The sequence below is a fragment of the Pseudomonas sp. NPDC089743 genome, from assembly GCF_044748785.1.
GTDB lineage: Bacteria > Pseudomonadota > Gammaproteobacteria > Pseudomonadales > Pseudomonadaceae > Aquipseudomonas > Aquipseudomonas putida_X.
Genome location: NZ_JBIVGS010000002.1, coordinates 499,923 through 526,070, shown reverse-complemented (window position 1 = coordinate 526,070; position 26,148 = coordinate 499,923). Strand labels below are relative to the sequence as shown.

18 protein-coding genes are annotated in these 26,148 nt (G+C 61.1%); 11 read left to right on the top strand and 7 right to left on the bottom strand.

Going from position 1 to position 26,148, the window contains the following annotated elements:
- The first annotated feature begins 54 nt into the window (after nt 1–54).
- From ACIPZC_RS05850 to ACIPZC_RS05805, 10 genes are all read left to right on the top strand, one after another.
- Nucleotides 55–1,569 (top strand): aldehyde dehydrogenase family protein, encoded by a 1,515-nt coding sequence (locus ACIPZC_RS05850; protein WP_400625525.1) that lies wholly within the window; start codon nt 55–57, stop codon nt 1,567–1,569.
- A gap of 138 nt (nt 1,570–1,707) precedes the next feature.
- Entirely contained in the window at nt 1,708–4,095 is a 2,388-nt protein-coding gene (locus ACIPZC_RS05845; protein ID WP_400625523.1) for a membrane-bound PQQ-dependent dehydrogenase, glucose/quinate/shikimate family, read from the top strand.
- Nucleotides 4,096–4,345: 250 nt separating this feature from the next.
- The gene (locus ACIPZC_RS05840; protein WP_400625521.1) at nt 4,346–4,819 is read left to right on the top strand and encodes a nuclear transport factor 2 family protein; all 474 of its coding nucleotides are present in this window, start codon (nt 4,346–4,348) and stop codon (nt 4,817–4,819) included.
- Nucleotides 4,820–4,822: 3 nt separating this feature from the next.
- The gene (locus ACIPZC_RS05835) at nt 4,823–5,893 is read left to right on the top strand and encodes an MsnO8 family LLM class oxidoreductase (RefSeq protein WP_400625519.1); all 1,071 of its coding nucleotides are present in this window, start codon (nt 4,823–4,825) and stop codon (nt 5,891–5,893) included.
- A complete protein-coding gene (locus ACIPZC_RS05830) occupies nt 5,886–6,596 on the top strand; it encodes a hypothetical protein (RefSeq protein ID WP_400625517.1) in 711 nt (236 codons plus the stop codon). Before ACIPZC_RS05835 ends, ACIPZC_RS05830 begins: the two co-directional genes overlap by 8 nt.
- Nucleotides 6,597–6,908: 312 nt before the next feature.
- A complete protein-coding gene (locus ACIPZC_RS05825; RefSeq protein ID WP_400625515.1) occupies nt 6,909–8,036 on the top strand; it encodes an efflux RND transporter periplasmic adaptor subunit in 1,128 nt (375 codons plus the stop codon).
- Between the two features lie 10 nt (nt 8,037–8,046).
- On the top strand, nt 8,047–11,199 hold the full coding sequence (locus ACIPZC_RS05820; protein WP_400625513.1) for an efflux RND transporter permease subunit: 3,153 nt from the start codon (nt 8,047–8,049) through the stop codon (nt 11,197–11,199).
- Nucleotides 11,189–12,613 (top strand): efflux transporter outer membrane subunit, encoded by a 1,425-nt coding sequence (locus ACIPZC_RS05815; protein WP_400625511.1) that lies wholly within the window; start codon nt 11,189–11,191, stop codon nt 12,611–12,613. Before ACIPZC_RS05820 ends, ACIPZC_RS05815 begins: the two co-directional genes overlap by 11 nt.
- Nucleotides 12,614–12,849: 236 nt before the next feature.
- Entirely contained in the window at nt 12,850–14,022 is a 1,173-nt protein-coding gene (locus ACIPZC_RS05810; protein ID WP_400625509.1) for an MFS transporter, read from the top strand.
- Between the two features lie 56 nt (nt 14,023–14,078).
- Nucleotides 14,079–14,999 (top strand): LysR family transcriptional regulator, encoded by a 921-nt coding sequence (locus tag ACIPZC_RS05805; protein WP_400625507.1) that lies wholly within the window; start codon nt 14,079–14,081, stop codon nt 14,997–14,999.
- Between the two features lie 95 nt (nt 15,000–15,094).
- On the opposite strand, the gene ACIPZC_RS05800 is transcribed toward ACIPZC_RS05805, so the two are convergent.
- Complete coding sequence (locus ACIPZC_RS05800; RefSeq protein WP_400625787.1) at nt 15,095–16,195, bottom strand: alkene reductase; 1,101 nt, start codon at nt 16,193–16,195, stop codon at nt 15,095–15,097.
- A 254-nt stretch (nt 16,196–16,449) separates the two neighbouring features.
- Between ACIPZC_RS05800 and ACIPZC_RS05795 the strand changes: the two genes are divergently transcribed.
- Nucleotides 16,450–16,761, top strand: coding sequence for a winged helix-turn-helix domain-containing protein (locus ACIPZC_RS05795; RefSeq protein WP_400625505.1), 312 nt, complete (start codon nt 16,450–16,452; stop codon nt 16,759–16,761).
- Between the two features lie 74 nt (nt 16,762–16,835).
- Here ACIPZC_RS05795 and ACIPZC_RS05790 read toward each other — a convergent pair whose 3' ends face one another.
- The 6 genes from ACIPZC_RS05790 to ACIPZC_RS05765 all read right to left on the bottom strand — a co-directional run bounded on the left by ACIPZC_RS05790 (nt 16,836) and on the right by ACIPZC_RS05765 (nt 26,122).
- Nucleotides 16,836–19,229 carry a membrane-bound PQQ-dependent dehydrogenase, glucose/quinate/shikimate family gene (locus ACIPZC_RS05790; RefSeq protein WP_400625503.1) on the bottom strand — a complete coding sequence of 798 codons (2,394 nt, stop codon included), beginning with the start codon at nt 19,227–19,229 and terminating at the stop codon, nt 16,836–16,838.
- Nucleotides 19,230–19,267: 38 nt separating this feature from the next.
- Complete coding sequence (locus ACIPZC_RS05785; protein WP_400625502.1) at nt 19,268–20,284, bottom strand: SMP-30/gluconolactonase/LRE family protein; 1,017 nt, start codon at nt 20,282–20,284, stop codon at nt 19,268–19,270.
- Between the two features lie 45 nt (nt 20,285–20,329).
- The gene (locus ACIPZC_RS05780; protein ID WP_400625785.1) at nt 20,330–21,556 is read right to left on the bottom strand and encodes an OprD family porin; all 1,227 of its coding nucleotides are present in this window, start codon (nt 21,554–21,556) and stop codon (nt 20,330–20,332) included.
- A 27-nt stretch (nt 21,557–21,583) separates the two neighbouring features.
- Complete coding sequence (gene pcaF / locus ACIPZC_RS05775; protein WP_400625500.1) at nt 21,584–22,795, bottom strand: 3-oxoadipyl-CoA thiolase; 1,212 nt, start codon at nt 22,793–22,795, stop codon at nt 21,584–21,586.
- Between the two features lie 32 nt (nt 22,796–22,827).
- Nucleotides 22,828–24,180, bottom strand: coding sequence for an MFS transporter (locus ACIPZC_RS05770; RefSeq protein ID WP_400625498.1), 1,353 nt, complete (start codon nt 24,178–24,180; stop codon nt 22,828–22,830).
- A 244-nt stretch (nt 24,181–24,424) separates the two neighbouring features.
- Complete coding sequence (locus ACIPZC_RS05765) at nt 24,425–26,122, bottom strand: class I adenylate-forming enzyme family protein (RefSeq protein ID WP_400625496.1); 1,698 nt, start codon at nt 26,120–26,122, stop codon at nt 24,425–24,427.
- Nucleotides 26,123–26,148: the final 26 nt, after the last annotated feature.

Genomic DNA, 26,148 nt, shown 5'->3' with positions numbered 1-26,148 from the left:
ACCCAATTACAACATGAGGTTTCTTCGAACCCTCTAGAGCCGGAGCAAGATGCTATGCCTGCGCACGATGTGATCGATCTCTCTTACCCTGCCATCTCGAGCGAAGCTACCAGCTTCCTGAGTAAATCCCACAAGCTGTTCATCGACGGTCAGTGGCAAGACGCCCAGAGCGGCGAGAGAAGAAAAGTATTCGACCCGGCGACGGGAAAAGTCATCGCTGAGGTTGCCGACGGTGATCAAGCCGACGTCGACAAAGCCGTCAGCGCTGCCCGAAAGTCATTCGACTCTGGTGCTTGGCGCAACCTTTCGGGGTCTGAAAAAAGCAAGGTGTTGTGGCGCATTGGCGAGCTGATCGACAAATACTCACAGACGCTGGCAGAGCTTGAAGTGCTCGATGAGGGCTCGCCCTACGGCATCGTGAAAGACGCCTACGTCCGCAACTCAGCCGAGCATTTCCGCTACTACGCGGGCTGGTGCACCAAGCTCAACGGGCTGTCCGTACCGGTAGGCCTGGCCGGCGAATGGCATGCGTACACGACCCACGAGCCCGTCGGTGTGGTCGGGCAGATCATCCCTTGGAACGTTCCTCTGCTGATGGCCGCGTGGAAGCTTGCACCTGCGCTGGCGGCGGGTTGCTCCATTGTGCTCAAGCCGGCCGAAGACACCCCGCTCACGGCGTTGCGTCTGGCGGCCATTTGCGAGGAAGCAGGGCTTCCGCCGGGTACGTTGAACGTAGTCACGGGGGATGGTCGTTGCGGCGCTGCGCTGGTCGACAGCCCTTGGGTGGACAAGATCGCGTTCACGGGGAGCACGGCAACTGGCAAGGCAATCGCGTCTGCGGCAGCTAAGACGCTCAAGCGCGTTACCCTGGAACTGGGCGGCAAGAGCCCTGTCATCGTGTTCCCGGATGCCGATCTGTCGACGGCCATTCCTGGGGTCGCTCAAGCCGTGATGCTGAACAGTGGCCAGGCCTGCACCGCAGGCTCCCGGCTTTATATCCACGAAGATGTATACGACGATGTCATCAATGGCGTCGCTGAATTCATTTCCGAGATGAAGCTGGGGCACGGGCTGAATCGCGCCACGCAGATTGGCCCCCTGATCTCTCAGCGGCAGCTTGGCCGCGTCAGTCAACTCGTGCGCAGCGGTGTCAGTGAAGGTGCGAAGGTAATCTGCGGTGCCAGTGAGGTGGGCGGGGATGGGTTCTTCTACAAGCCCACGCTGCTCGCCAACGTTGACCCTCGCATGACGGTTTACCGGGAAGAAATCTTTGGCCCGGTGATCAGCGCGATGAAAATCTCCAATCAGAGCCTGGATGACCTGGCTCGCGAAGCCAATAACACCGAATACGGGCTTGCAGCCAGTATCTGGACGCAGAACGTGACCCAGGCCCATGCACTTGCTGCGCGCATCCGGGCAGGGATCATCTGGGTCAACAGCCATAACCAGATAGACCCATCGCTGCCCTTTGGTGGGTTCAAGGAGTCTGGCATCGGCCGGGAAATGGGCCTCAGTGGGCTGGAGCATTACACCGAGACCAAATCGGTCGCTGTGCTGCTCAAGAGCTGAGCATTTACCCGCCTGGTGAGTGACATGAACCTCACCAAGACTGCGTCGCAATAGGTTCTCAGGCTACCCGAGTTTGGGTGGCCTGGGTTCTGCTCTGTGTACGAGCCCAAAGCGCGAAAAAAAACAATAGGTGCGCACATGCAATTTGAAAAAGACGTCACTGATCAAGTGAATACACATGTCCTGTCTAAACTACCCCTCTGGTTCGGCGGTTTGCTTTTGTTGCTTGCCGCGCCATTGCTCGTGGGTGGGATATACCTGGCCTGGTTGGGTGGATCCCTTTACTACCTCATTATCGGCGTTTCGCTGGTTGTCTCGGCCTACGGTTTCTTCCAGCGGAGGAAGCTGGGTGTCTGGGTCTACCTAGGCCTCACTGCAGCCACCATCGTCTGGTCGCTTTTCGAAGTCGGGCTGCAGTTCTGGCCAATGGTGCCACGCCTCGCGGGTTTCCTGGTCCTGTTGATTCCGGTTCTGCTGCTGGCCTCGAAGGTGGGCTTCGCGCCGCGCCAGAAGGTGTGGCTGGGAGGCGCGGGGGTCACCGCTGTGTTGCTGGTCGCCGGCTTCATTGCGATGTTCTTCCCTCATGGGGTTATCCGGGGGGAGGCTCGCCCTGCGGTCGCCAGTGTTGCTGCCGATAAAGCAGTGAACGGCAACTGGCAACATTACGGGCGTACACCGACCGGAACGCGGTTCGCACCGCTCGAGCAGATCACGCCAGAAAACGTTGCCGACCTTGAGGTCGCGTGGACGTTCCGTACCGGAGAGATCGCCGATACTGGTTCTGAAAACCAGAACACGCCAGTTCAGGTGGGTGACACGCTTTACATCTGCACGCCTTTGAACAAGGTCTTTGCGGTCGATGCGAACACCGGCAAGGAAATCTGGCGCTACGATGCCAAGGTTGAAAACCTCAAGGTCTGGAACCGTTGCCGTGGTGTCAGCTATTACGACGCCACTGAGGTCTCGGATGCCGTGCGCAGCGCCTCGAGCGCCGTTCAGGATTGCCCGCAGCGGGTCATTCTCTCGACGTTGGACTCGCGCCTGATCGCACTGGATGCCAAGACAGGGCAAGCGTGCCAAAGCTTCGGTACCGATGGTCAAGTCAGCCTCAAGCAGGGCATGGGCGAGATCAAACCCACCTACTACATGGGCACCTCTCCCGTTACCGTAGCGGGTAACCTCTTGATTGTCGGGGGGTGGGTCTACGACAACCTGGAAACCAACGAACCTTCGGGGGTCATCCGTGCGTTCAACGCTGCCACCGGTGAGTTGGAGTGGGCTTGGGATCTGGGCAACCCCTCGATCACCAAGTACCCGCCACCGGGTCAGACGTACACCCGCGGTACGCCGAACATGTGGTCGACCGCTGCCTACGACTCCACGCTGGGGCTTGTCTATATTCCGCTGGGTAACTCTACCCCGGATTTCTGGGGTGGGCATCGCTCTGAGGCTGCCAACCGCTATGCCTCCTCTGTCGTTGCGCTGGATTACAAGACCGGGCGAGAGCGTTGGGCTTATCAGACGGTCCATCACGATATCTGGGACTATGACATCCCGTCACAACCTGCCCTGTATGACGTACCGGATGGTCAAGGCGGTACTCAACCGGCATTGATCCAGACGACCAAGAGCGGCAACATCTTCATGCTCAATCGGGAGACCGGTGAACCCATCACCGAAGTGGTCGAGCGTGAGGTACCGCAACAAGAGCTGTCGGGCGACAAAACCGCGCCGACCCAGCCGTTCTCGGTCGGTATGCCTTACATCGGCCAGGCAGAACTGACTGAGCAAGACATGTGGGGCGCGACCCTCTACGATCAGTTGCTTTGCCGCATCCAGTTCAAGTCGTTGCGATACGATGGCGCTTTCACACCGCCGGGCACCACTGCCAGCCTTCAGCACCCTGGTAATTTTGGCGGTATGAACTGGGGCAGTGTCTCGATCAACGAAGATACGGGTGTGATGGTCGTCAACGACATCCGCATTCCCCTGCGCGTGCAGTTGATCCCAAGCGACCATCACGAAACCCATGGCAACGGCAAGCCGCACTCCGAGTTTGCACCCATGCGCGGTACGCCGTTCGTGGTGAACAATTCCTCGTTCGTTTCCCCGATAGATGTGCCGTGCCAGGCCCCTCCCTACGGTACCGTGACAGGCATTGATCTGAAGACACGTCAGGTCATCTGGCAGCGGCCCGCAGGTACCGTGCAGGACACCGCCATTGCTGGCGTGAAAGTACGGGCGCCGTTCCCTATTGGTATGCCGACTATCGGCGGCACGGTGTCGACGCGGTCTGGCCTGGTCTTTTTTGCCGGCACCCAGGACTATTTCCTGCGGGCTTACGATCAATCCACTGGCCAAGAGCTCTGGAAGGCTCGCATGCCTGTAGGGTCTCAGGCGACCCCGATGACCTTTGTGTCGCCGTCGAGCGCTCGCCAGTTCGTCGTGGTCAGTGCCGGTGGGGCTCGCAGCTCCATGGACCGCAGCGATTTGCTGATCGCATACGCACTGCCGAAGAAACAGTAGTAGTCCCAGTGCCTGCCCCGGCCGCGGGGCAGGCACCTGGTGCAACGATCTTTCCACCCCCTGACGCCAACCGAACACGGCGCCACGTGGGTGCGCTTTCTCTATTTCTTCCTATGATTCCAAAATGTTTGGAATCAAAAGTCGATTATCTTTGGCGACTTCGTAATTACAGTAGGCATTCTGAGAATGCGGCAACGAACCTGCGCTCGTTGCTTACCTTCATCGCGTACTGATTACAGAGGAACAGCCCATGGACAGCGTTATCAAAGGCCTGCTTGATCGAGAAGAAATTCGCGACCTCAGAACCCGCTACGCCCACCTGCTCGACAGCAACAACATTGACGCCCTTGACAACGTATTTGCTGCTGATGCGGTAGTAGAGGTGACTGTCGGCAAGATGGAGGGGATCGAGGCGATTCGTTCGGGCTTGAAGGATGCCTTCACACTGTTCGACCGTGACAAGCAGGGGAGCTACCCCTTCATGCATGCAATCGCGAATCACTGGATCAAACTGACCGGGCCCGATACCGCTGAAGGTCGCTGCTATTTGATCGACTTTGAAACCGCCTCGAAGCCTGACCCAAACCCACTGCTGTTGCTGGGGCTCTATGCTGACGAATACGCGCGTATCGACGGTGAGTGGCGAATCACCCGCACCCGCCTGGAGGTCGTCTGGCCAGAGCGCAGCGAACAGCCACCTGTAGCCTCGGTGGCGGGAGCGTGAACAATGTCCCCGCATTTAAAACTGAGCATTCTTGACTATTCTCCGGTCGATGAGCACCTTCAATCAACGGATGCACTTGCTGCAAGCGTTCGTTTGGCTCAACTCGCGGAGCAGAGCGGCTTTCAGCGTTTCTGGGTCTCGGAGCACCATGGTGCAGCCGCGACGGCGAGCAATTCGCCTGAAATCCTCATGTCGCGTATAGCATCAGCCACCACGCGTATTCGGGTAGGTTCGGGGGGCGTGCTGTTGCCCAACTACAGCAGCCTGAAGATTGCTGAAAACTACCAGTTGCTCGAAGCACTCTTCCCCGGCCGAATCGACCTGGGCTTCGGGCGTGCACCAGGTGCTGATCGCCGAACCAGCATGGCGCTCAATGATGAAAAAAGCGGCTCGATTCCCTACGGGCAGAAAGTCGCTGACCTGCTGGGCTTTGTGACGGGCAACCACAAAGCCAACTCGCGTTATGCGGGTATGCGCGCGCAGCCTGTGACTCGCGAGGCGCCCCATCCCTTTGTCTTGGGGGCATCGGGGGCAACCGCTGAAGTAGCCGCCAGTGCTGGGCTAGGCTTTACATTCGCGCATTTCATCAACCCGAGGGGCGACGGTCCTCGGGCAGCAGCAGCGTATCGCGATGCCTTCGTCCCCTCCGACTTTGGCAGCGAGCCCTCTGTGGTGGTTGCCGTCTTTGTCGCTGTAGGCGAAACAGCCGAGCAAGCTGAGGAATATGCGTCGGCGTTCCACCTCTGGTTGGCGTACGCGGAAAGTGCCAACCCTTTGGATCGAGTGCCATCGCTCGACACCACCCGAGCGCATCATTGGTCGGCTGGAGAGTTGGCGACTCGCAGGCGAAATGAAGGTCGGTTGATCTACGGCACTGCAGATGAGGTGGCAGCGCAACTGAGTGAACTCGCGGCGGCCTACCAGACAGACGAAGTCATGATCAACCTGATGATGCCGGGTGAGGGCGCACGGCTAAACGCTGTCACCAGCCTTGCCCGCTCGATGCTCACGCGCAGGTCAGAGTGTGGCAGCCCCTTGGCCGGAGAAGGCCTGAAGGAGGGGGGCCATGGGTGAGCACAAGTTGCCGGGGGCCAGCGTGCCCATTTCCAGAGCACATCACATCGCGCTGTCCATGGCCCATCGCTGGTTTGCTTTCTTTGAGGCGCCCGGTGGAGGCATGGGCCTGCACCTCACCCTGTTTCACCCAAATGTTCAGCTTTCAGGCCACCGCCTGAACCATATGTTTGCCAACGAGCATGAATCCTTGCAGGCCTGGTTCGCTGCGGTGCCTGATGAGGTCAGCTCGCATCACATCATACACTCCAGCTTTTCGATTGCCGGTAATGGCGATGGTCTGCTGGACATGATCGTTGCTTACCAAGCCCCGGGCGAGGCTCGAATGCAGGGGGCCATCATCAGCTACGAAACCCGTATAGATTTCGCCTCGCCGTCGCCGCGGTTCATTGCGCTCGACAAGACGCCGATTCTCCCCAACACAAAAGAGCGCTACGAAACCTCTTGGGCAGTCAATCGTGTATTGGCTCGCCTGCATGCCGCGCTGGGTGGGATCACCGACGAAGATGACGCACTGTTCGTGGCCCTGGGGCACGAAGTTCAGCTCATCAGTGCCGTTGCTGCGGCCCCCGAGGGTAGCCCGGCTTACGACGCTGTCGTGAGTGTCATTGGAGTGGATGGTCTGCTCCGCAATGCACGGCTGCACTTTTCCGACAATGTCGCCCAGCCACTGCCAACCCTCGACGCGGTCGACGCTGCGTAGCGCCCCCTCTCTTTAGTGCCACGCCGCTTTCCGGGTGCCCTTGATTCCCCCGCCCTTTTCAATGCTCGCCTGGATAGGCCGGCAACGTGTCAACCCGGCAACGTTTAATTGCGGAATGTGAGGATTAAATGAATGGAATTTAATCCAATTAATCACCTTGGGGATGAGCCGTAGAATGCCCACCAACGGCGATGAGCCCTTGGGCTTCAAGCGTCACCCTTCATTCCCATTTCACATACCTACCCGTGCGAGCCTTGCGAATCCGGGCTTGAGCGAGCGCGTGCGTGTCCGCATGCAGGTAGCGGAGAGTTTATGAACAGATCGTTTTCACGGGCCACGTTAGCGCTACTGCCACTGTCGGTTTCATTACTGGCAGCCTGTAGCCCGGCACAGGACCAAAGCGCCCGGCCTGCAGCCCTCAAGGTGGGCTATTACCAGATCAATGCGGCACCGCTGACGCTCAGCACCGACCTGCCTGGCAGAACGTCCGCTTACCGGGTTGCAGAGGTACGCCCGCAGGTCGACGGTATTCTTCAGCAACGCCTTTTCGTTGAAGGCTCCGAAGTCAAACAGGGCCAGCCGCTTTATCAAATCGACCCGCGGACTTACCTGGCCCAACAAGCGCGGGCCGAGGCCAACCTGCACAGTGCGCGCAACCTCGCGAATCGTTACGAGCGACTACTCAAAGCCAAGGCGGTCAGCCAGCAGCAGTACGACGACGCCGTGACAGCCTGGCGCCAGGCGGAAGCGGATAAACGGGTAGCGGATATCAACGTGCAGTACACAAAAGTGCTGTCTCCCGTCACCGGCCGAATTGGCCGCTCTGCGGTAACGGAAGGTGCGCTTGTCACCCAGGGCCAAACCAGTGCGCTGGCCACAGTGAACCAGCTTGACCCCATCTATGTCGATGTCACTCAACCCATCACCCGTATTCTTGCGCTGAAGCGGGCAATCAAAGCGGGCGACCTGAAGAACGCCGGCACAGACCAGGCTGAGGTGAGCCTCACGCTGGATGATGGCAGCGCCTATCCATTGACCGGTAGTTTGAAGTTTTCTGAGGTCAGTGTCGATCAAGGGACAGGCTCTGTGACCTTGCGCGCAGTCTTCCCCAACCCCGACCGCGCGTTGCTGCCTGGCATGTTTGTCCATGCCCAGGTGAAGGAGGGCGTACGCGAAAAGGCCATGCTGGTGCCACAGCAAGCTGTCATACGAGACAGCAGAGGCGTGGCAACCGCCTGGGTGATCACTGCGGATAATCACGTCGAACAGCGAGACCTGGAAACCGTTCGCACGGTTGGCAACGCGTGGTTGGTCGACAGTGGCGTGCAACCGGGTGAGCGAGTGATTACCGAGGGGCTTCAGTTCGTCCAGCCGGATTCGGTGGTTGAGGCAGAGCCTGCTTCGAACGTGCACCTGAACACGGCTTTGACCGCAAATTGAGAGGTTGATGATGTCCCGCTTTTTCATTGACCGCCCGATTTTCGCCTGGGTGATCGCCCTCGCGATCATGCTGGGTGGGGCTTTGGCCATTCACAGCCTTCCGGTCAACCAATACCCCAATATCGCGGCACCAGCCGTTCAGATCACCGTCACCTACCCCGGCGCGTCTGCCCAGACGGTACAAGACACCGTGGTGCAGGTCATCGAGCAGCAGCTTAACGGCCTGGATGGGCTTCGTTACATCAGCTCCGCTGCGAACAGCGATGGCAGTGTCGAAATCACAGTGACGTTCGACCAAGGCGTAAACCCTGACATCGCCCAGGTCCAGGTGCAGAACAAGCTGCAGCTTGCAACGCCCAACCTGCCGGCGGAGGTACAGCGCCAAGGCATCCGAGTGGTGAAGTACCAGGCCAACTTCATGTTGCTGGTCAGCATTTACTCCAAAGATGGCAAGCTCAGCTACGGCGACCTCGGAAACATCATTGTGTCGAGCTTCCAGGACCCGCTGTCGCGCACCCAGGGCGTAGGTGACTTTTTCGTGTTCGGCTTCCAGAACGCGATGCGTATCTGGCTGGATCCCGCAAAACTCAACAGCTATCAGCTAATGCCCAGTGACGTCACTGCAGCCATCTCGGCGCAGAATGTGCAGGTGTCTTCGGGCTCCATCGGGGGGCTGCCTACGCGCAAGGGCGTGGAGCTCAGCGCGACTGTAATCGGCAAGACGCGGCTGAAGACGGCCGATGAATTCAAAGAGATCCTGGTCAAGGTGCAGCCCGATGGCGCTCAGATTCGCCTGAAGGACCTGGGCGAAGTGGTGCTCGGCAACGAGACCTACTCCTACGACGTCAACTACAACGGCAAACCGGCAGCCGGTATCGCGTTGCGCCTGGCAACCGGCGCGAACATGCTGGAAACCGTGGAGCGGGTCAAACACACGGTCGACCAGCTCAAGGCTTATCTCCCGCCGAATGTAGAGGTGGTTTACCCTTATGACACCAGCCCGTCGGTGAAGGCCTCGATCGACTCGGTGGTGCATACACTGTTCGAAGCCATTGTCCTGGTGTTTCTGGTGATGCTCCTGTTCCTGCAGAACATACGGGCAACCTTGATTCCTACGCTCGCTGTACCAGTTGTATTGTTGGGTACCTTCGGTGTGCTGTACGCCTGCGGCTTCACCATCAACGTGATGACGATGTTCGCCATGGTTTTGGCGATCGGCCTCCTAGTAGATGACGCGATCGTGGTCGTGGAAAACGTCGAGCGCTTGATGGAAGAGGAGCACCTCTCGCCGCGCGAGGCCACCTACAAGTCCATGCAGCAGATTTCCGGTGCATTGGTGGGTATCGGCCTGGTGATCAGTGCGGTATTCATGCCCATGGCCTTCTTCGGCGGATCAGCAGGGATCATTTACCGCCAGTTTTCCATCACGATCATCACGGCGATGGGGCTCTCTGTCCTGGTGGCACTGGTCTTCACCCCGGCGCTTTGTGCAACCCTGCTCAAGGCCCATGCCGGTGGGGGCAAAAAGCAGAAAGGTTTCTTTGCCTGGTTCAACCGCATGTTCGAGCGAAATACCGCTCGGTACGCATCGTCGGTCTCTACCATTCTGCGCAATCCCAAGCGAACCTTTGCGATCTATGCACTGTTGCTGGTGGGTGTCGCTTTGATGTTCCGTCATCTTCCATCTGCTTTCCTGCCAGATGAAGACCAGGGCTTGCTGGTCGTGCAGATCCAGACGCCCCCGAACAGCAGCGCCGAACGGACCGAAGCGGTCCTTGATGAGGTTCGCCGGTACCTGCTGGAGGATGAGAAGGAGGGCGTGACCTCGGCGTTCAATATCAGTGGCTACAACTTCGCTGGTCGGGGGCAGAACTCAGCGGTCATCTGGGTACGGCTCAAGCCGTTTGAAGAGCGCAAAAGCAGTCAGCAGTCGGCATTTGCCATTGCTCAGCGTATCACCCGATTCGCCAGCACCGTGCGCGATGCCAATGTGGTGTCGATCGTGCCACCAGCGATCATGGAAATGGGCAACGCAACAGGGTTCGACCTGTTCCTTCAGGATAACGGCGCCCACGGCCATGCCGCGCTGATGGAGGCTCGCAACCAACTGCTGAAATGGGTGGAACAGGAGCCTGCACTGGCCATCGTGCGGCCTAACGGCCTGGATGACGAAGCCCAGTACCAAGTCACGATCGATGACGAAAAAGCACGCGCGCTACAGGTTTCGATCCAATCGATCGACGACACTATGTCGGTCGCCTGGGGCTCGAGCTACGTCAACGACTTCATTGACAAAGGGCGAGTGAAAAAGGTTTACGTCCAAGGCGAAATGGATGCGCGCATCTCCCCGGAAGACTTCGACAAGTGGTATGTGCGCAATGCTGCCGGGCAGATGGTGCCATTCTCTGCGTTTGCCACCGGACAGTGGACATACGGCTCTCCGAAGCTTGAGCGCTACGGCGGTATTCCCTCTGTAGAGCTATTGGGGCAACCCGCTCCAGGCTACAGCACTGGCGATGCCATGGCTGCAATCGAGCGTATTTCAGCAAAGCTACCCAATGGCTTCGGGGTGGCCTGGACTGGGCTCTCTTATGAAGAGCGCGCGGCAGGTTCCCAAGCGACCATGCTCTATGTGCTTTCGTTGCTGATGGTCTTCTTGTGTCTCGCAGCACTGTATGAAAGCTGGTCGGTACCGGTGTCGATCATGCTCGTCGTGCCGCTGGGTATCCTGGGCGCAGTGGCTGCAACGCTTGGGCGCGGGCTTTCCAACGATGTTTTCTTTCAGGTGGGGATGTTGACCACGATGGGGCTTGCGGCAAAGAACGCGATTCTGATCGTCGAATTCGCCAAAGACCTGTACGAGAACCAAGACCGGACGTTGGTGGAAGCTGCAACGGAGGCAGCACGCATGCGTCTGCGTCCGATCGTCATGACCTCCATCGCATTCGTGATGGGCACGTTGCCTCTTGCCCGCGCTTTCGGGCCCGGCAGCGGAAGTCAGCACTCGATCGGCACGGCCGTGGTCGGCGGTACGCTCGCAGCAACCTTCTTGGCCATTTTCTTCGTGCCGCTGTTCTACGTGGCGGTCACGAAACTGTTCAAATCCGGACGACGCGGGGCTGTGCGTGTCGCCACCCACGAGGGGGATCGTCATGAAGCATAAGCCACTCCTGCTGGTGCTGGCGATGGTACTGGGTGGGTGCAGCCTGATACCGGACTACACGCGGCCTGAAGCACCTGTGCCCAGCAACTTTCCGGAGTGGGCCGCCTATGCGGCTCAGCCTTCGGGGAATGCTGCGCAGATCGACTGGCAATATTTCTTCAAAGACCCTGCAGTGCATACGCTGGTGGATCTGGCGCTGATCAACAACCGTGATCTGCGAAAAGCCGCGTTGAATGTGGCTGCCTACCGTGCTCAGTACCGTATTCAGGGTGCAGCGCTGCTACCAGACATCGGCATTGGCGCGAATGCTGGGCGCTCTCGGACGCCCGGCGATCTTTCCGCCAGTGGGCGCCCGACCACTACGGGAGACAACAGCCTCCAGGTGGGGCTGACGAGCTACGAACTGGATGTCTGGGGCCGAGTGCGCAGCCTGGATCAGAGTGCACTTCAGACGTACCTGGCCAGCGAAGACACGCAGCGTAGCGTGCAGCTCGGGTTGGTCGCCAACGTTGCAGTCGCCTATTTCACATGGCGTACCGATCAGCAACTTCTGAGCGTTACGCAATCGACCCTGCAGAACTTCAGGCACAATCTGGCGCTGGTGCAAGCAAGCAGCGAGGCAGGTACTGCTTCAGAGCTCGACGTGCACCAGGCAAGAACGTTGGTCGACAGCGCCCGTGGGCAGGTGCACGCCTTCACTCGGCAGGTTGCACAGGATGCGAATGCGCTCAGGCTTTTGCTCGGAACCGACATTCCTGCAAACCTGAAGGCCGCGGACCTGGACGATGCCATGCTGTCTGAAATCCCTGCTGGCCTGCCAGCAGCGCTGTTGCAGCAGCGTCCGGACATCCGGGCTGCCGAGCATCAACTGATTGCCGCCAACGCCAATATCGGCGCCGCCCGGGCTGCTTTCTTCCCGAGCATTACGCTGACCGCAGGGGCGGGGACAGCCAGCAGTCGATTGAGCGGCCTGTTTGACGCAGGTTCAGAGACTTGGGCTTTCGTTCCGCAAATCCACCTGCCCATCTTCAATGGTGGACGTCTGCGGGCGAGCCTGGACTACGCGAAGATCCAGAAAGCGATCGAGGTCGCCCACTACGAATCCGTCATCCAGACCGCGTTTCGCGAGGTGGCCGATGGCTTGGCGGCGCTGGGCACCTGGGATGAACAACTGGAAAGCCAGCGTGACCTGGTACGAACCACCGAGCAATACCACCAGATGGCTCAGCGGCGCTATGACGAAGGTGTCGACAGTTACCTGGCCCTGCTCGATGCCCAACGTCAATGGTTGACTGCGCGACAGCAATTGTTGGTCGACCGCCTCGCCCAGCTCACGTCCGAAGTGCAGCTTTACAAAGCGCTTGGGGGCGGCTGGTCCGCGCCTCCGACTGGTCCAGACGTCGCGCAGCAGTAATTACGCCGATTTCCTTTGGTAGGCGTATTTCAAGGCGCCCGCGCGGCGCCTTCTTTTTCCCGGGAATCAATAGCGGCCAGGGCGTGGAAGCGGTAACGTGCGCCAGGCGAAAAATTAACCTTCGAAGCGATGCTTAGCAGGCTAAGTATCGGTATAGTGGGTGCTCCTCCACTTGAAAACGGGTTGTACGCTTGCCTGCGCATCACTCATTGGTCAAGGCACGGTGGCTTGTGTCCATGGCCATACTCAGCGCCCTCGTTGGAAGCACGGCCCCGTCTCCGCTTTATGCGCTGTATCAGGACAACCTGGGTTTCTCCTCGACCACGTTGACCATGCTCTTCGCTGTCTATGCAATCGGCGTACTGCTGGCGCTGGGCCTTTTAGGCACGCTGTCAGACCGTTTGGCTGACCGGCGCCTGGTGCTCGTGCCTGCTTTGTTCGTCGTCGCAGCGGGGTCCTTGGTATTTGCCGTCTCAACCGAGCTGACGGGGCTTTTCATGGGGCGCTTTCTGGCGGGTATCGGCACTGGAGCGCTGACTGGGAGTGCAAATGCGGCCCTGGTAGGGTTCGACGCACAAGACCGCAAGCGCCATGCCGCAGTGCTGGCGACCATTTCGTTCACCTGTGGTGCAGCGCTTGGCCCTGTACTGAGTTCACTGGCATTGGGCCTGGGGTTCTACCCAACCCTTAGCCCCTTCATACTTAACGCAAGCTTGGCCATTGTGACGGCGATCGGCTTATGCCGCCTGGCGTGGAACGACACGGCCGCTCAGCCGTTGTCCAAGCCTGCTGGCAGTGAAGCGCCGCGAACGGCCCTGCGGCAGCAGATGCAGGGTAACTGGCCGGCCTTCACCCGGATTTCGTTCATTCTTGTGGTTGCCTGGACGGTGGGGTCGGTCTTCGTGGCACTGGGGCCTTCGATGCTGCTCAGTACCATGAGCAGCGCCTCGTCAGGTAGCCACGCCTCGGCCGGCCTGCTGGTCACGGCATTCCAGGCGATCGCCGGCCTCACGCAATTCGTTTGCCGGCGCGTGAACGCCGCTCATGCGATGAGGTACGGGGGGGCGCTACTCTTTATGGCCTGGTTGGGGTGTCTGGCGGCGCTGTACCTGCATCAGCCGCTGGTGTTCGTCGTGTTTACGGTGCTTGCGGGCGTTGGCTACGGTGCTACGTTCGTAGGGGCGATGGGGATTTTCACAACGCTCGCGCCGAGTGCGCATCGCGCGGCGCTCGGGTCGCTGTTCTACCTGGCGGGCTACCTGGGAAGCGCTCTGGGCATCATTGCGATGGGCGTGGCAGTGGACCTGCTAGGCCTCGTCAGGGCTTCAGCCGTGATGCTGGCGGTGGTCGGGGCAGCGCTTGCCTGGCTTCTGCCCTGGAACCTTGAGCCACGCCGGCCTGCAGGGTAACTCAGCGGGTGAGGCTGCCCCTCATGAAACCCAGAATTTGATCTTGAGATTCCATAATGTCGGTGAATACCTTTGACGGCATCAGAGAGTTTGTCACCTCTGCCAATACCCTTAGTTTTACCGCAGCTGCGCTTGAATTAGGCGTAACGAGTTCGGCGGTCGGAAAGAGCGTGACACGCCTGGAGGCGCGCCTGGGTGTGAAGCTTCTTCATCGCACAACCCGGCGTTTGATTCTTACCAGTGAGGGCGAAGCGTTTCTGGCCAGTTGCCTGCGAGCGATCGATGAACTGGCAGAGTCGGAAAGCTTCCTCACCACGGGGCAGCAGGAGCCAGTCGGGCGTCTTCGGGTCGATCTCCCAGCGGCGTTCGGCCGTCGGCACATTCTGCCCACACTGATCGAGCTGTCGGTTCGATACCAGAGGTTGGACCTTTCGGTGAGCTTCAGTGAGCGCCTGGTAGACATCATCAACGATGGCGTCGATCTGGTGGTGAGGATCGGCAACCTCAAGGATGACGGTGAAATCGTCGCCAGAAAGCTCGGCAGCCAAAGCTTGCTGATCTGCGCGACACCGGACTACCTCAAGCGGCGTGGCGTACCCCAGACACGCGAAGACTTGCTGGTGCATGACTGCATCGTTGGCTGGCGAAACGGCACGCGCAAAACCTGGATGCTGCTGGACGAAAAAGGCCATGCCGTTGAACAGGAAGTGTACGTGAAGCACGAGATGGGCGATGGCGAGATGCTGTTGGAGATGACGCTTGCCGGGGGAGGGCTGGCACAACTGCCGACCTGGCTTGTCCAGGATCAGGTTGAGCAGGGGCGCTTGATTCCTGTTCTGCAGCAATACGAAGGCGCTGAGATGCCGATTCACGTCATTTGGCCACGGACCCGCTATATCCAGCCCAAGGTGCGCATGATCGTCGATGCCCTGCTTGAGTTGGCGCAGCGGGACGCCAAGGTTTTCCGTCCCGACTGAGTCGGCGGCAGGCACCAGGAAAAGGCGACCCTTCTGGGTCGCCTTTTCCTGGTGCTAAGTACCGCCTTTGCCAGGGCATACGCCCGCAATCATGGTCATTGCGGGGTGAAACAGGGGTAATCGATGTAGCCTTTTCCACCCGGGGTGCCGTAAAAGGTCGTGCGGTCGGGCTCGATCACCGGCCAGCCGTTTTTCATCCGCTCCACCAGGTCTGGGTTGCCAATGAAAGGGCGACCAAATGCGATCAAGTCAAGATCGCCGCTCTGCAAGGCGTTTTCAGCGGATGCGTGATCAAAGCCTCCGGCGGCGATCAGCGTGCCTTTATACGACGCTCTGAAACGCTGAGCGAAGCCAGCAGGCATGCGTTCTGCGCCAATGGTCAACTGGTCGCTCAGGTGCACGTAGGCGATCTGGCGTTTTTGCAGCTCAGATGCCGTGGTCATCCAGGTCTGCGCTTCGTCTTCGAACGGGGCCATATCGAACAGGCGCCCGAACGGTGAGATGCGTACGCCCACCCGGTGGGTACCGATCTGCGCCGCCACCGCGTCGATCGTTTCCAGCAGAAGCTTGATGCGGTTCATGATCGAGCCGCCGTAGGCGTCCGTTCGGTCGTTGACGGTAGGGTTGATGAACTGCTCGAACAGGTAGCCATTGGCGCCATGAATTTCCACGCCATCGAACCCAGCCTCAATTGCACGCACCGCTGCACGGACGAAATCACCTTTGATGCCCGCGATTTCTTCCAGCGAAAGGGCCCGGGGAAGGCTTGCCTGCATGGGGCCAGGTTGGCCATTTTCGTCATAGGCATAGGCCATGGAGTTCGCAGCTTGCTTGGCACTGGCAGAGATAGGGGCTCCACCCTCAGGCTGCAGGGTGGTGTGGGAGACGCGCCCGACATGCCACAGCTGAGCAAAAATCTTCCCCCCACGCGCATGCACGGCGTCAGTGACCTTTTTCCAGCCATCGGCTTGTTCCTGGGTATACAAACCGGGATTGAAAAGATAGCCGCGGCCTTGAAGCGACACAGGCACACCTTCGCTGATGATCAGGCCCGCGCTTGCGCGCTGCTGGTAGTAAAGGACCGTCATCTCATCCGGAATGGTCGTTTCGGCACGAGCGCGGGTCATTGGCGCCATGACGACACGGTTACTGAGCGTTAGCCCAGCCAGATCATAGGGGGCAAAAAGTAGACTCATCGTTAGCTCTCGAGCGTATCTTCCAAACCACTGTTCCTTGGCACTGTACAGGGCTTTCCGGTCAATATAATCGGTGTTCGAGGCTGAGCACTGTGGAATCTGGTTCCACAATCAAAGGCGTCCAGCGATTCATAAAATGAATCGGAGGCGCGTTTATTCGCAATGGATGCACCTGTTGGATGAAGGTATCGTCGGATAAGCCGTCAAGGCTGATTCCCGAAGCGCTCGACGCTACATGACCGTAAGGCCCGCCCATGATCAATGACCTCGCCTTTGCCGACCTCAACCTTGACATCCTGCAACGGGCAGCCCTTTGTAAAGACAAACGGGTGATCATCAAAAGAACGTCGTTCAGACTGCTGACCTTGTTGGTGCACCACGGTGACGCCATTGTCAGCCGCAAGCGTATTTTCCAGGATGTGTGGGGGGTGCATTTCGATCCCGGCACCAAACGCCTGGAAGTGCAGCTCAACTACCTTAGGCAGGTGCTTCGGGGGCTGGACTCCTCGACCAGGATCGTAACCCACCGTGGCCTGGGCCTAAGGCTCTGTACAACGGCTGAATAGGCGTTCGGGTGGCCTCCCTGCCACCCCGTTGCAGCCGTTACGCCCAACCACGGTGCTGGCTTGATGGCGATACTTCAGGGCGTGGCGGCAGGTTCGTCAGGCAGGGCATACGCAACGATTTTGGTGCTGAGCCTAGTCTTCAGTGACTTCCTCCCGCCAGCGGCGATCACCACGAACTGGCGTCCGCTTTTCGCGCCGAGGTAGGTGACAGGTGTCGCGTTGCCGCCGCCGGGCAGGCGTGCCGACCACAGGGTCTTGCCGGTGCGTACATCCAGCGCCCTGAAGGTACGTTCGGCGGTGGCGCCGATGAAGATCAACCCGCCACGGGTAATGATGGAGCCGCCCGTCATGGGGGTGCCGATGGTCACGGGGAGCATCGCAGGGATGCCCAGTGGCCCGGTGTCCCGAGCGGTGCCCAGTGGGCGGGTCCACAGCAGTTTTCCGGTGGACAGATCCACCGCCGAGATCAACCCCCACGGCGGCGCGTTGCAGGGGGTACCCAGTACCGACAAGAATGGCGTGCCGTAGGCGCCATAAGGCGTATTGAGCATTGGCCGCTGGGCGTCACCACCCGGGCCTTGGCCATTGGCGAGCTGGAACTTGCGTGCTTCGGCTTCTTTGCGCGATACCACGGTCACGCGGTCGGTGAGGCGCATCCAGTTGGTGACCATGACGTTATGGTCGAGATCCAAGGAGACGCCACCCCAATTCACGCCACCCGATGAGCCCGGGTCGATAAGGACCGGTTTGTCGAGTTGCAGAGGTGTCAGGTGCCCTTCATAGCGCGACTCACGAAACGCGATACGGCACAGCATCTGGTCGATCGGGGTCACCCCCCACATGTCCCGCTCCTCCATGGTCGGCCGCCGAAACGCCGGAAGGTGTGTTGAAAAGGGTTGTGTGGGCGACAGCCATTCCCCCTCCACGGTACCTCCCTGGGGGACGCTTTTCTCCTCGACAGGAAACAGCGGTTTACCCGTGACACGGTCGAGCACGAACACCTCGCCGCGTTTGGTGGCCTGGATCAGCGCCGGGCGCCGTTCGCCGTCGACGGTGAGGTCCACCAACGTGGGCTGCGCAGCCACGTCGTAGTCCCAGATGTCATGATGGGTGGTCTGGAAATGCCAGCGCAGGCGCCCGGTTTCGGCATCGAGCGCGATCACCGAACTGGCGACGTGTTCATCGCCTGGGCGGCGTTGGCCGCCGTAGTTGTCGGGTGTGGCATTGCCCATGGGCAGAAACAGCAGACCAAGCGCTTCATCGGCGCTCGTGGGCGCCCAGTTGTTCGGTGACGAGGGCGTGTATACCTCACCCTGTGGTGGCTGGCCGAGGCGTTCCGGCGCGCCAGAGTCGTAAGCCCAGGCCAGCGCACCGGTCACCGCGTCGAAGGCACGGATCACGCCGGAGGGGCCGCCCCAGTATTGGCCGTCGGGAATACCTCCGCCGACCACCACCTTGCCGCGAATCACCAGTGGTGCCGAGCTGACGTAGTAAAGGCCATGGGGGTAGGGCTTGATGTCACGCCGTAGATCGACCAAGCCCTTTTGCGCGAATTGAGGGCAGAATTCACCGGTTCGAGCATCCAGCGCGACCAGTGCGGGAGTCTGATTGGCGGCGAAGATGCGCTCGGCGCAGAGGCCGCTCGCATTGGGCACCCGGTAGTAGGACACCCCTCGGCACGGCTTGCCCGAGGCCTCGACGCCCCTGGAAATATCGGTGTGCCAGCGCTCTTTTCCGGTTTCCGCATCGAACGCGAAAACCCGGTTGTTGCCGTTACAGGCGTAGAGCGTATCGTCGATCATGACGGGGACCACTTCCAACCCCATGTTCGGGCCCGGCGATGCAGGCCCTACATCTGCCTCCCATGCCACTTGCAACTGATCGACATTGTTCGGCGTAAGCTGATCCACCGTGCTGAAGCGACTGCCACCCTGATCGTTGCCGAACGCCGGCCAGCCGTCGTGGCCGGGCACTAGCGCAGCGCTTCGCACCGGATAGCGTTCGGCCGTGCCCGCGCGATAGAGCGGATCCTCGCTGGTGGACGGGTGCAGGCGATGCAGCAGCGCGCCGGCTGTCACGCCAGCAAGGCAGAGCCCTACCAGGCCGAGCACTCCCTGAGCGCGTACCAGACGCGGCGCTTGGCCGTACTCGAGCAGCAGAAACAACACGCCCAGCGCTGCCAGCAGGCCCAGGCGCGGCACCAGTTGCCAGGCGTCGAAGCCAACTTCCCAGAGTGCCCAGGCGACCGTGCCGGCCAGCGTGAGGCAGTACAGCAGCCAAGCCATAGGCTGGCGCCTCCACTGCAACACGCCGATGACGACGAGCAGCGCCCCGGCGATCAGGTAGTAGAGCGAACCGGCGTTCAGGGCAAGCGTCCCCCCGCCGATCAACAGGCTTGTGCCGAACCCCAGGAACAGCGTGGCGAGCACGCGGCGCAGCCAGGCAGAGACGTTGCGGTGTGATGTCATCGTATAAGCTCCTTGCAAAGATGATGGGTGCAGCAAGGTCACGGGTGCCCAAACAACCGCAGGCCAGGGGCCAGCCCCTGGGCCTTGAACACCGCGGCGCCGCTGTCCGTGCGGCGGTCGCCTGAGACCACATAGAGTGTGCCGGTTCGGTCGTCGAGCGCAAGGTTGGTCGTGTCGAGGTAGCGGCCCGCCTCGCGACCCGGTAGTAGGATTTGCGCGATGGGCACGCCGTTGTTGGCGAATATCAGCACACGGCCCTGACCGTTGAGTGCGACGTACACGTTGCCATGACGATCCACGCGCAGGGAATCAGGCGGCGGCCCTATGAAATGGTAGGGCACCGTGGTGCCATTGTCGGCTGGGCGCGTCGCGCTTTGCAGGCGAACGCGGTGGAGCCGGTTGTTGCCATGCTCGGTGACCCACAACATCGAACCGTCCGGCGACAAGGCGATGCCATTGGCCCTGGCCAGGTGTGCGAGCACCGGCGTGATGGTGGAACCGTCGGGCGAGAGGTAGTAGGCGCCGCCGGTGGGTTCGGTCGACGAGCCGCGGAAGTCGGTGAAGTACAGGCCGCCGTCGCGATCGAACACCAGATCGTTGGGGACGAACCCCTTGCTTTTGGGCACGATCACCTGTGGCTGCGAGCCGTCCGGCTGCATGGCCAGGATCCAGCCTTGGGTGAAGTGCTCAGCGGTGACGGCGACGAACAGACGGCCGTCGCGATGAAACGCCGTACCGCCCGGCCCGCTCCCCTTGAAATCACCGATTTCGCGAAGCTCGCCATCTTTGCCCGCCCGCCACACTCGCCCTTGCAGGGGATCGGTCAGGAAGAGGTTGCCGGCTCGGTCCAGGCTGGGCCCTTCGAGCACGGTTGGGGCAGTGGATACTTGCAGCCAGTGCTGTGCAATGATGGCCGGCAGGCCGGACTCGGCTTGGGGTATGGAGGCTTGGCTGGCCGAGGGTCGCGCGGTGGCACGTTCCTGCCCGTCGACCGGGTGAGTGCCCATGCACCCGGCCAGTGCGAGGGTCAGAGGTACTGTCAGTAAGCGTCGCATCCTGTGAGGTACTCTTGTTCCTGAGAAAGAAAATCCATCCATGTTTCAGAACAGCGCAATGGTGTAGTTGATGATGACCCGGTTCTCGTCGACTTCGTTGGTCAGACCGTTGCCGGAGCGCACCGTGGCGTTACGCCACTTTAACCCCAGCCCACTCAGCGGACCACTCTGTACCACGTAGGCAATATCCGTATCCCGTTCCCACTCGGTCCCGTTGCTGACCACACCGTCATCGGCATGGTCGCCACGGATGTAGCGGGTCATGAACGTCAGCCCAGGCAGGCCCAGCGCCACGAAGTTGTAGTCGTACCGCACTTGCCACGAGCGCTCGTGGGGGCGGTTGAACGTATTGAAGGTTGCCAGGTTGACGATGTACGGATCGCTGCCCAGGACGAACGGGAAGTAACCGTCACCGCTGATTTTCTGGTAGGCGCCGCTGAACTTGTGGCCACCCACGCTAAGGCTGAGCATACCGTTGAAATTGCCGTTATCGATGCGGCTGGCGCGGGCCTGCCCGGTATCGCGGCTGTCGAAATAGCGCAGGTCGGTGGTCAACTTTACCCCCTCGCCCAGCGGCAGCGTATGCAGTACGCCAGCGTAGTGCTGGGTGTAGATGTCCGCGAGGTCGGCGTAATAGTAGCTAAGGGCGAGGTCTGGGGCGATTTGATAGGTGCCACCGGCGAAGTCGAGATGATCGCTGCGTGCGCCGCCATAGTGCCCGATGTCGTCATTGCTACTGCTGTTGCGCAGCTTTGTCTTGGTCAAACGCCCGGCGTTGATGGTCAGGCCATCGATCTCTTCGCTGTTGAGCATACCGCCCGAATACGTGCCGGCTAGCATTCGCGAGTCGTTGTAGAGCAGGATCGGCAACGTTGGTTGAACGGTGCCCAGCTTGAGTACGGTGTGCGAGTAACGCGCCTTGGCGGTCAAGCCCAATGACGCGTATTCGTCACGTGGTGTTCCGTCGCTGTCGACGGGAAGCACCGAGTTACCGGAGGCACGGCCTTTGCCTGAGTCGAGCTTGACCCCGAGCTGGCCCAGGGCATCGACCCCGAACCCCACCGTTCCTTCACTGAAGCCTGACTGCAGGCGCAACGTCATGCCTTGGCCCCAATCGTGTTGCGGCTCGATGCTCCCAGGCTGACGGAAATCTCGATTCATATAGAAGTTGCGCAGTTCGAGGCTGCCTTTGGCGTCATCGACGAAGTCGGCCAAGGCCAGGCTGCTGCAGCTCAGTGTTATCTCCAGGAGTCCTCCAGGACGGGCAGGCAGGCCCGCTGCGGTTCGGCAGGCTGTGTGTCAGCGTGGTTCACGGCGGATCGCGATGGCCAGGCCCTGACCGACACCCACGCAGAGCGTGGCCAGTGCCAGCTCACCGCCACCCGTCTCCAACTGGTGTAGCGCCGTCAGCACCAGGCGATTACCGCTCATGCCCAGCGGGTGGCCCAGTGCGATCGCACCGCCGTTGGGGTTGACCTTGTCGCTGTCATCGGCCACGCCGAGCCCGCGCAGCACTGCCAGGCCCTGGGCCGCGAAGGCTTCGTTGAGTTCGATGACATCGAAGGCGTCAATCTGTATCTGCAGGCGAGCAAGCAGCTTGCGTACCGCCGGCACAGGGCCGATGCCCATCACCCGCGGCTCGACCCCGGCACTGGCCATGCCCAGGATGCGTGCGCGTGGCGTCAGGCCATGGCGGCGTACGGCTTCGGCCGAGGCCAGGATCATCGCCGAGGCGCCGTCATTGAGCCCGGAGGCGTTGCCGGCGGTCACCCACTTGCCTGCACCATTGACCGGCTTGAGCGCTGCCAGCGCGCTGGCGCTGGTGTCGCCACGCGGGTGTTCGTCCCGGGTGACCCACTGCTCGCCTTTGCGCGTAGCGATACGCACCGGGACGATCTCCTCGGCGAAGTACCCGCTTTCTTGCGCTGCTGCCGCTCGTTGCTGGCTGCGCAGGGCGAAGGCATCCTGATCGGCCCGGCTGATGCCATGCAGTTCGGCAACGTTGTCAGCGGTGACGGGCATGCTGTCCACACCGTAACGCTCCTGCATGGCCGGGTTGACGAAACGCCAGCCTAGGGTGGTGTCTTCCAGTTTTTGCGCGCGCCCGAACGCGCTGTCGGCCTTGCCCAGCACATAGGGGGCGCGGGTCATCGACTCAACCCCGGCGGCGATCGCCAGCGTCATCTCGCCACAGGCAATGGCACGGTAGGCACTGCCGATGGCCTCCATGCCCGAGGCGCACAAACGGTTGACGGTCACCCCCGGCACACTGGCGGGCAGGCCGGCCAGCAGCAGGGCCATGCGCGCGACGTTGCGGTTGTCCTCGCCGGACTGGTTGGCGCAGCCCATGAACACTTCGTCCAGCTCGCTCCACTGTACCTGTGGGTTGCGCTGGACCAGCGCGCGCAGAGGGATGGCCGCCAGGTCGTCGGCGCGCACGCCCGCCAGGCCACCGTTGAGCCGGCCGATAGGGGTGCGTATGGCGTCACAGATGAACACGTCTTGGGTCATGTGGGTTCTCGCTCACAGTCATGGAAAGAGGGTCAGGTGCGTACCGCACGTTCACCGGGTGAGGCGGGGGCCGCCGTATCAGCCCCGCCCATTGCCGGCACGGCAGCGTTCTTCTCGTTGGCACAGGCCACGGCCACCAGGGTGCAAAGACCACCGCCGAGGATGTAAAGCGACAGCGGCAGTGATGACCCCGCCCAGGCATACAACCCGGCCGCGACGAAGGGCACCGGCCCGCTGCACAGCAGGCTCCCGACGTGGTAACCGATGGCCGACCCGGTGTAGCGCACGCGCGTCTCGAACTGTTCAGGAACGAAGCTGGCCAGCGGCCCATAGGTGGATGCGTGCAGCACCGGTAGGGCGATGATCATCGCCAGATAGATGTTCAGCGGTTGGCCGCTGTCGATCAGCCAGAAGAATGGAAACGCCAGCACGGCGGTGGCCAGCGATCCGGCCATGAGCACCGGGCGACGACCGTAGCGATCGGCAGCGAGGGCAAACAATGGAATGGTGCCGATCTGAATCAGTGATGCCAGGCACACCGCGCCAAGCAGCGTGGCGCGTGGCAGACCGAGCGTCTGCGAGCCGTATTTGAGGGCGAACACGGTGGCGATATAGAACAGGATGTTGGCTGCCGCCATGGAGAACATCGTGATCAGCACCGATCGCCAGGCACGGGTAACCACCTGCACGACCGGAAAACGCACTTCGGCTTTTTGTTGCTTGACCTGCTTGAATGCCGGCGTCTCGCCGATCTTCAGCCGGATATAAAGGCCCAGCACCACCAGCAGCGCACTGGCAATGAATGGCAAACGCCAGCCCCAGGCGAACATCTGCTCATCGGGCAACAACTGCACCAGGTAGAAGGACGCCGTTGCCAGCACCAACCCCGCAGGGATCCCGCATTGTGGCCAACTGCCGTAGAAGGCACGCTGACGCGGCGGCGCATGCTCCACTGCCATCAACACGGCGCCGCTCCACTCGCCGCCGATGGCCACGCCCTGCACCAGCCGCGCCAGTACCAGCAGGGTAGGGGCAAGCAGGCCGACCTGCTCGTAGCTAGGCATCAGGCCCACCGCCAGGGTGGCAATGCCCATCATCAACAGGCTCAGCACCAGCATCGCTTTGCGCCCCAGGCGATCACCGAAGTGACCGAACACGATGCCGCCCAGTGGTCGCGCGATGAAAGCCGCAGCAAAGGTCCCGAAGGCCGCGAGGGTGCCGACCAGCGGGTCGAGGTTGGGGAAGAACACCTTGTTGAAGATCAGCGCTGCGGCAGTACCGAACAGGAAGAAATCGAAGTATTCGATCAGGGTGCCGATGAAACTGGCCGTGGCGATCTTGACGATCGACACCGGCTGGCCTGGGGCCGGCTGTGTATTAGCCATCAGTGGTGCTCCGAGTGGATGTCATGTTGTTGTGCTTGTGGATTCATCCTGCGCGGTCGTTCGAGCCCGACGCGCCTCGACAGGGTATGAGCAAGCCCCGTACCAACCTTTTCGGTGGCCTGACCTATTGATTCGAAAGGATTGTTTTCAGGCGTGCAGAGGAGGGTGGTGTTGCCCCGTACACGCCTGTGCATGTGGTGGACACTCGACGGCCAGACCGCGCTGAGAGTGTCCAGGGCGGCGCTCAGGCCGGAATCACCGTCGGGTCGGCGCGCCAGCGTACCGGCTGGGGGACGATCAGCCCCCGGCGCACCTGTTCGGTCAGCTCACGCTTGAGAATCTTGCCGCTGGCCGTGAGCGGGAATGCCTCGGCGCACAGGAAGTACTCCGGCATGTCATATTTCGACAGCCCGGCCTGGTGCAGGTGGGCCAGCAGGCTCTGGGCATCCGGCTGGCTTCCGGGCTCGGCAATGATGCCCAGGCAGACCCGCTCGCCAAGGCGTTCGTCGGGCACCGGAAAGGCTGCGGCCTTGGCCACCTGCGGATGGCGCAATACCAGGTTCTCGATTTCGGCCGGGTAGATGTTGTGACCACCACGGATGATCAAATCCTTGGAGCGGCCGACGATTTCCAGATTGCCCAGTGCGTCGATGCGCCCCAGGTCGCCACTCATGAACCAGCCGCCGCGGTTGAACGAGCCCTGGGTGGCCTGATGGTTGCCGAAGTAGCCAAGCATCAGCGTGGCGCCACGCCCGCCGATCTCACCGACCTCTCCTGGCGCCGCTTCAAGGTCGCGGTCATCGGCCTTCCAGATGCGGATCTCGTAGGCCGGATTACGCCGGCCTACGGCCTGGCCCACACTGCGGGTAAGGGTGTCGATGTCATCATTGGGCACGGTGCCGTGGTGCGAGCCGTTTTCCGACATGCCATAAATGTTCTGCGGGGTGATGCCCAGGTCGATCAAGCGTCGGGCAATTTCGGGCGGGATGGCCGCACCGGCCATGTAGAACACCCGGACCTGCCCCAGGCGCTGCAGGCCGCGCTCGGTCATCTGTTGAAGGATGTCGATGGCATGGGTAGGCACGCCCATCAGGTAATCGGCGCCGGTCTCGATGATACGGTCGATCGCCTGGGTGCCGGGGGCGTAATCGTTGAGCACCAGCTCGCCGCCGGTGATCAGCATCTGTTCGAAACCTACCGTGGCGATATGGTGGCTTACCGGGCCGAGGCACAGGGTGCGCGTTTCACTGCTCATGCCCCAGTCATCCACCAACGCTCGGCCGTTGGCCAGCAAGGTGTTGTCGCTGTGCATCAAGGCCTTGGGCTGGCCGGTGGTGCCGGAGGTGTAGGCCAGGTAGACGACCTTGTCAGGGTTATCGTCCAGCGCAGGCAATGGCAGTTGGGCGTCGATCGCAGGGAACGGCCGCGTGCCTGCCGGCAGCGTGCCTTGGCTGCCCGGCGCGGCCGGCAGCGCGTAAAGGCGGCGCAGCCCTTGCGCCGTGAGGCGGGCGAAAATGTCTTTGTTCTGGCCGTCGGCGCCATAACCCGGCTGGCCGACGAAAGCGGCCACCCCGCCGCGCTCGAGGAGGGTCAACACGTCTTCGACGGTGTGGTTCTGATGCAGTGATTGCGAGCACACGTAACCATTGCGTGAGCAGGCCAGGTACAGGACGTGGCACTCCACTCGGCTGGGCAGCCAGCCTGCCACGCGATCGCCGGTTGCAAGGCCGGCGTCGTGCAGGTCGCCGGCCAGGGCATCGGCCCAGCGCACCAGTTCGCCCCACGTCAGGCGGTGATGGCGGTCCTGTACGGCATAGCGTTCTGGCTGGCGAGTCGCGTGCTGCCGCGCCAGGGTGTAGAGCGTGTCCTGCTGCCAAAGACCGCGCTGATAATAGTCGCGGGCCACGGCCGGGTCGTGCAGGGTCATGAGGATCGAGCGCATCGGAGGTCTCCGGTTGTTCTTGTCGT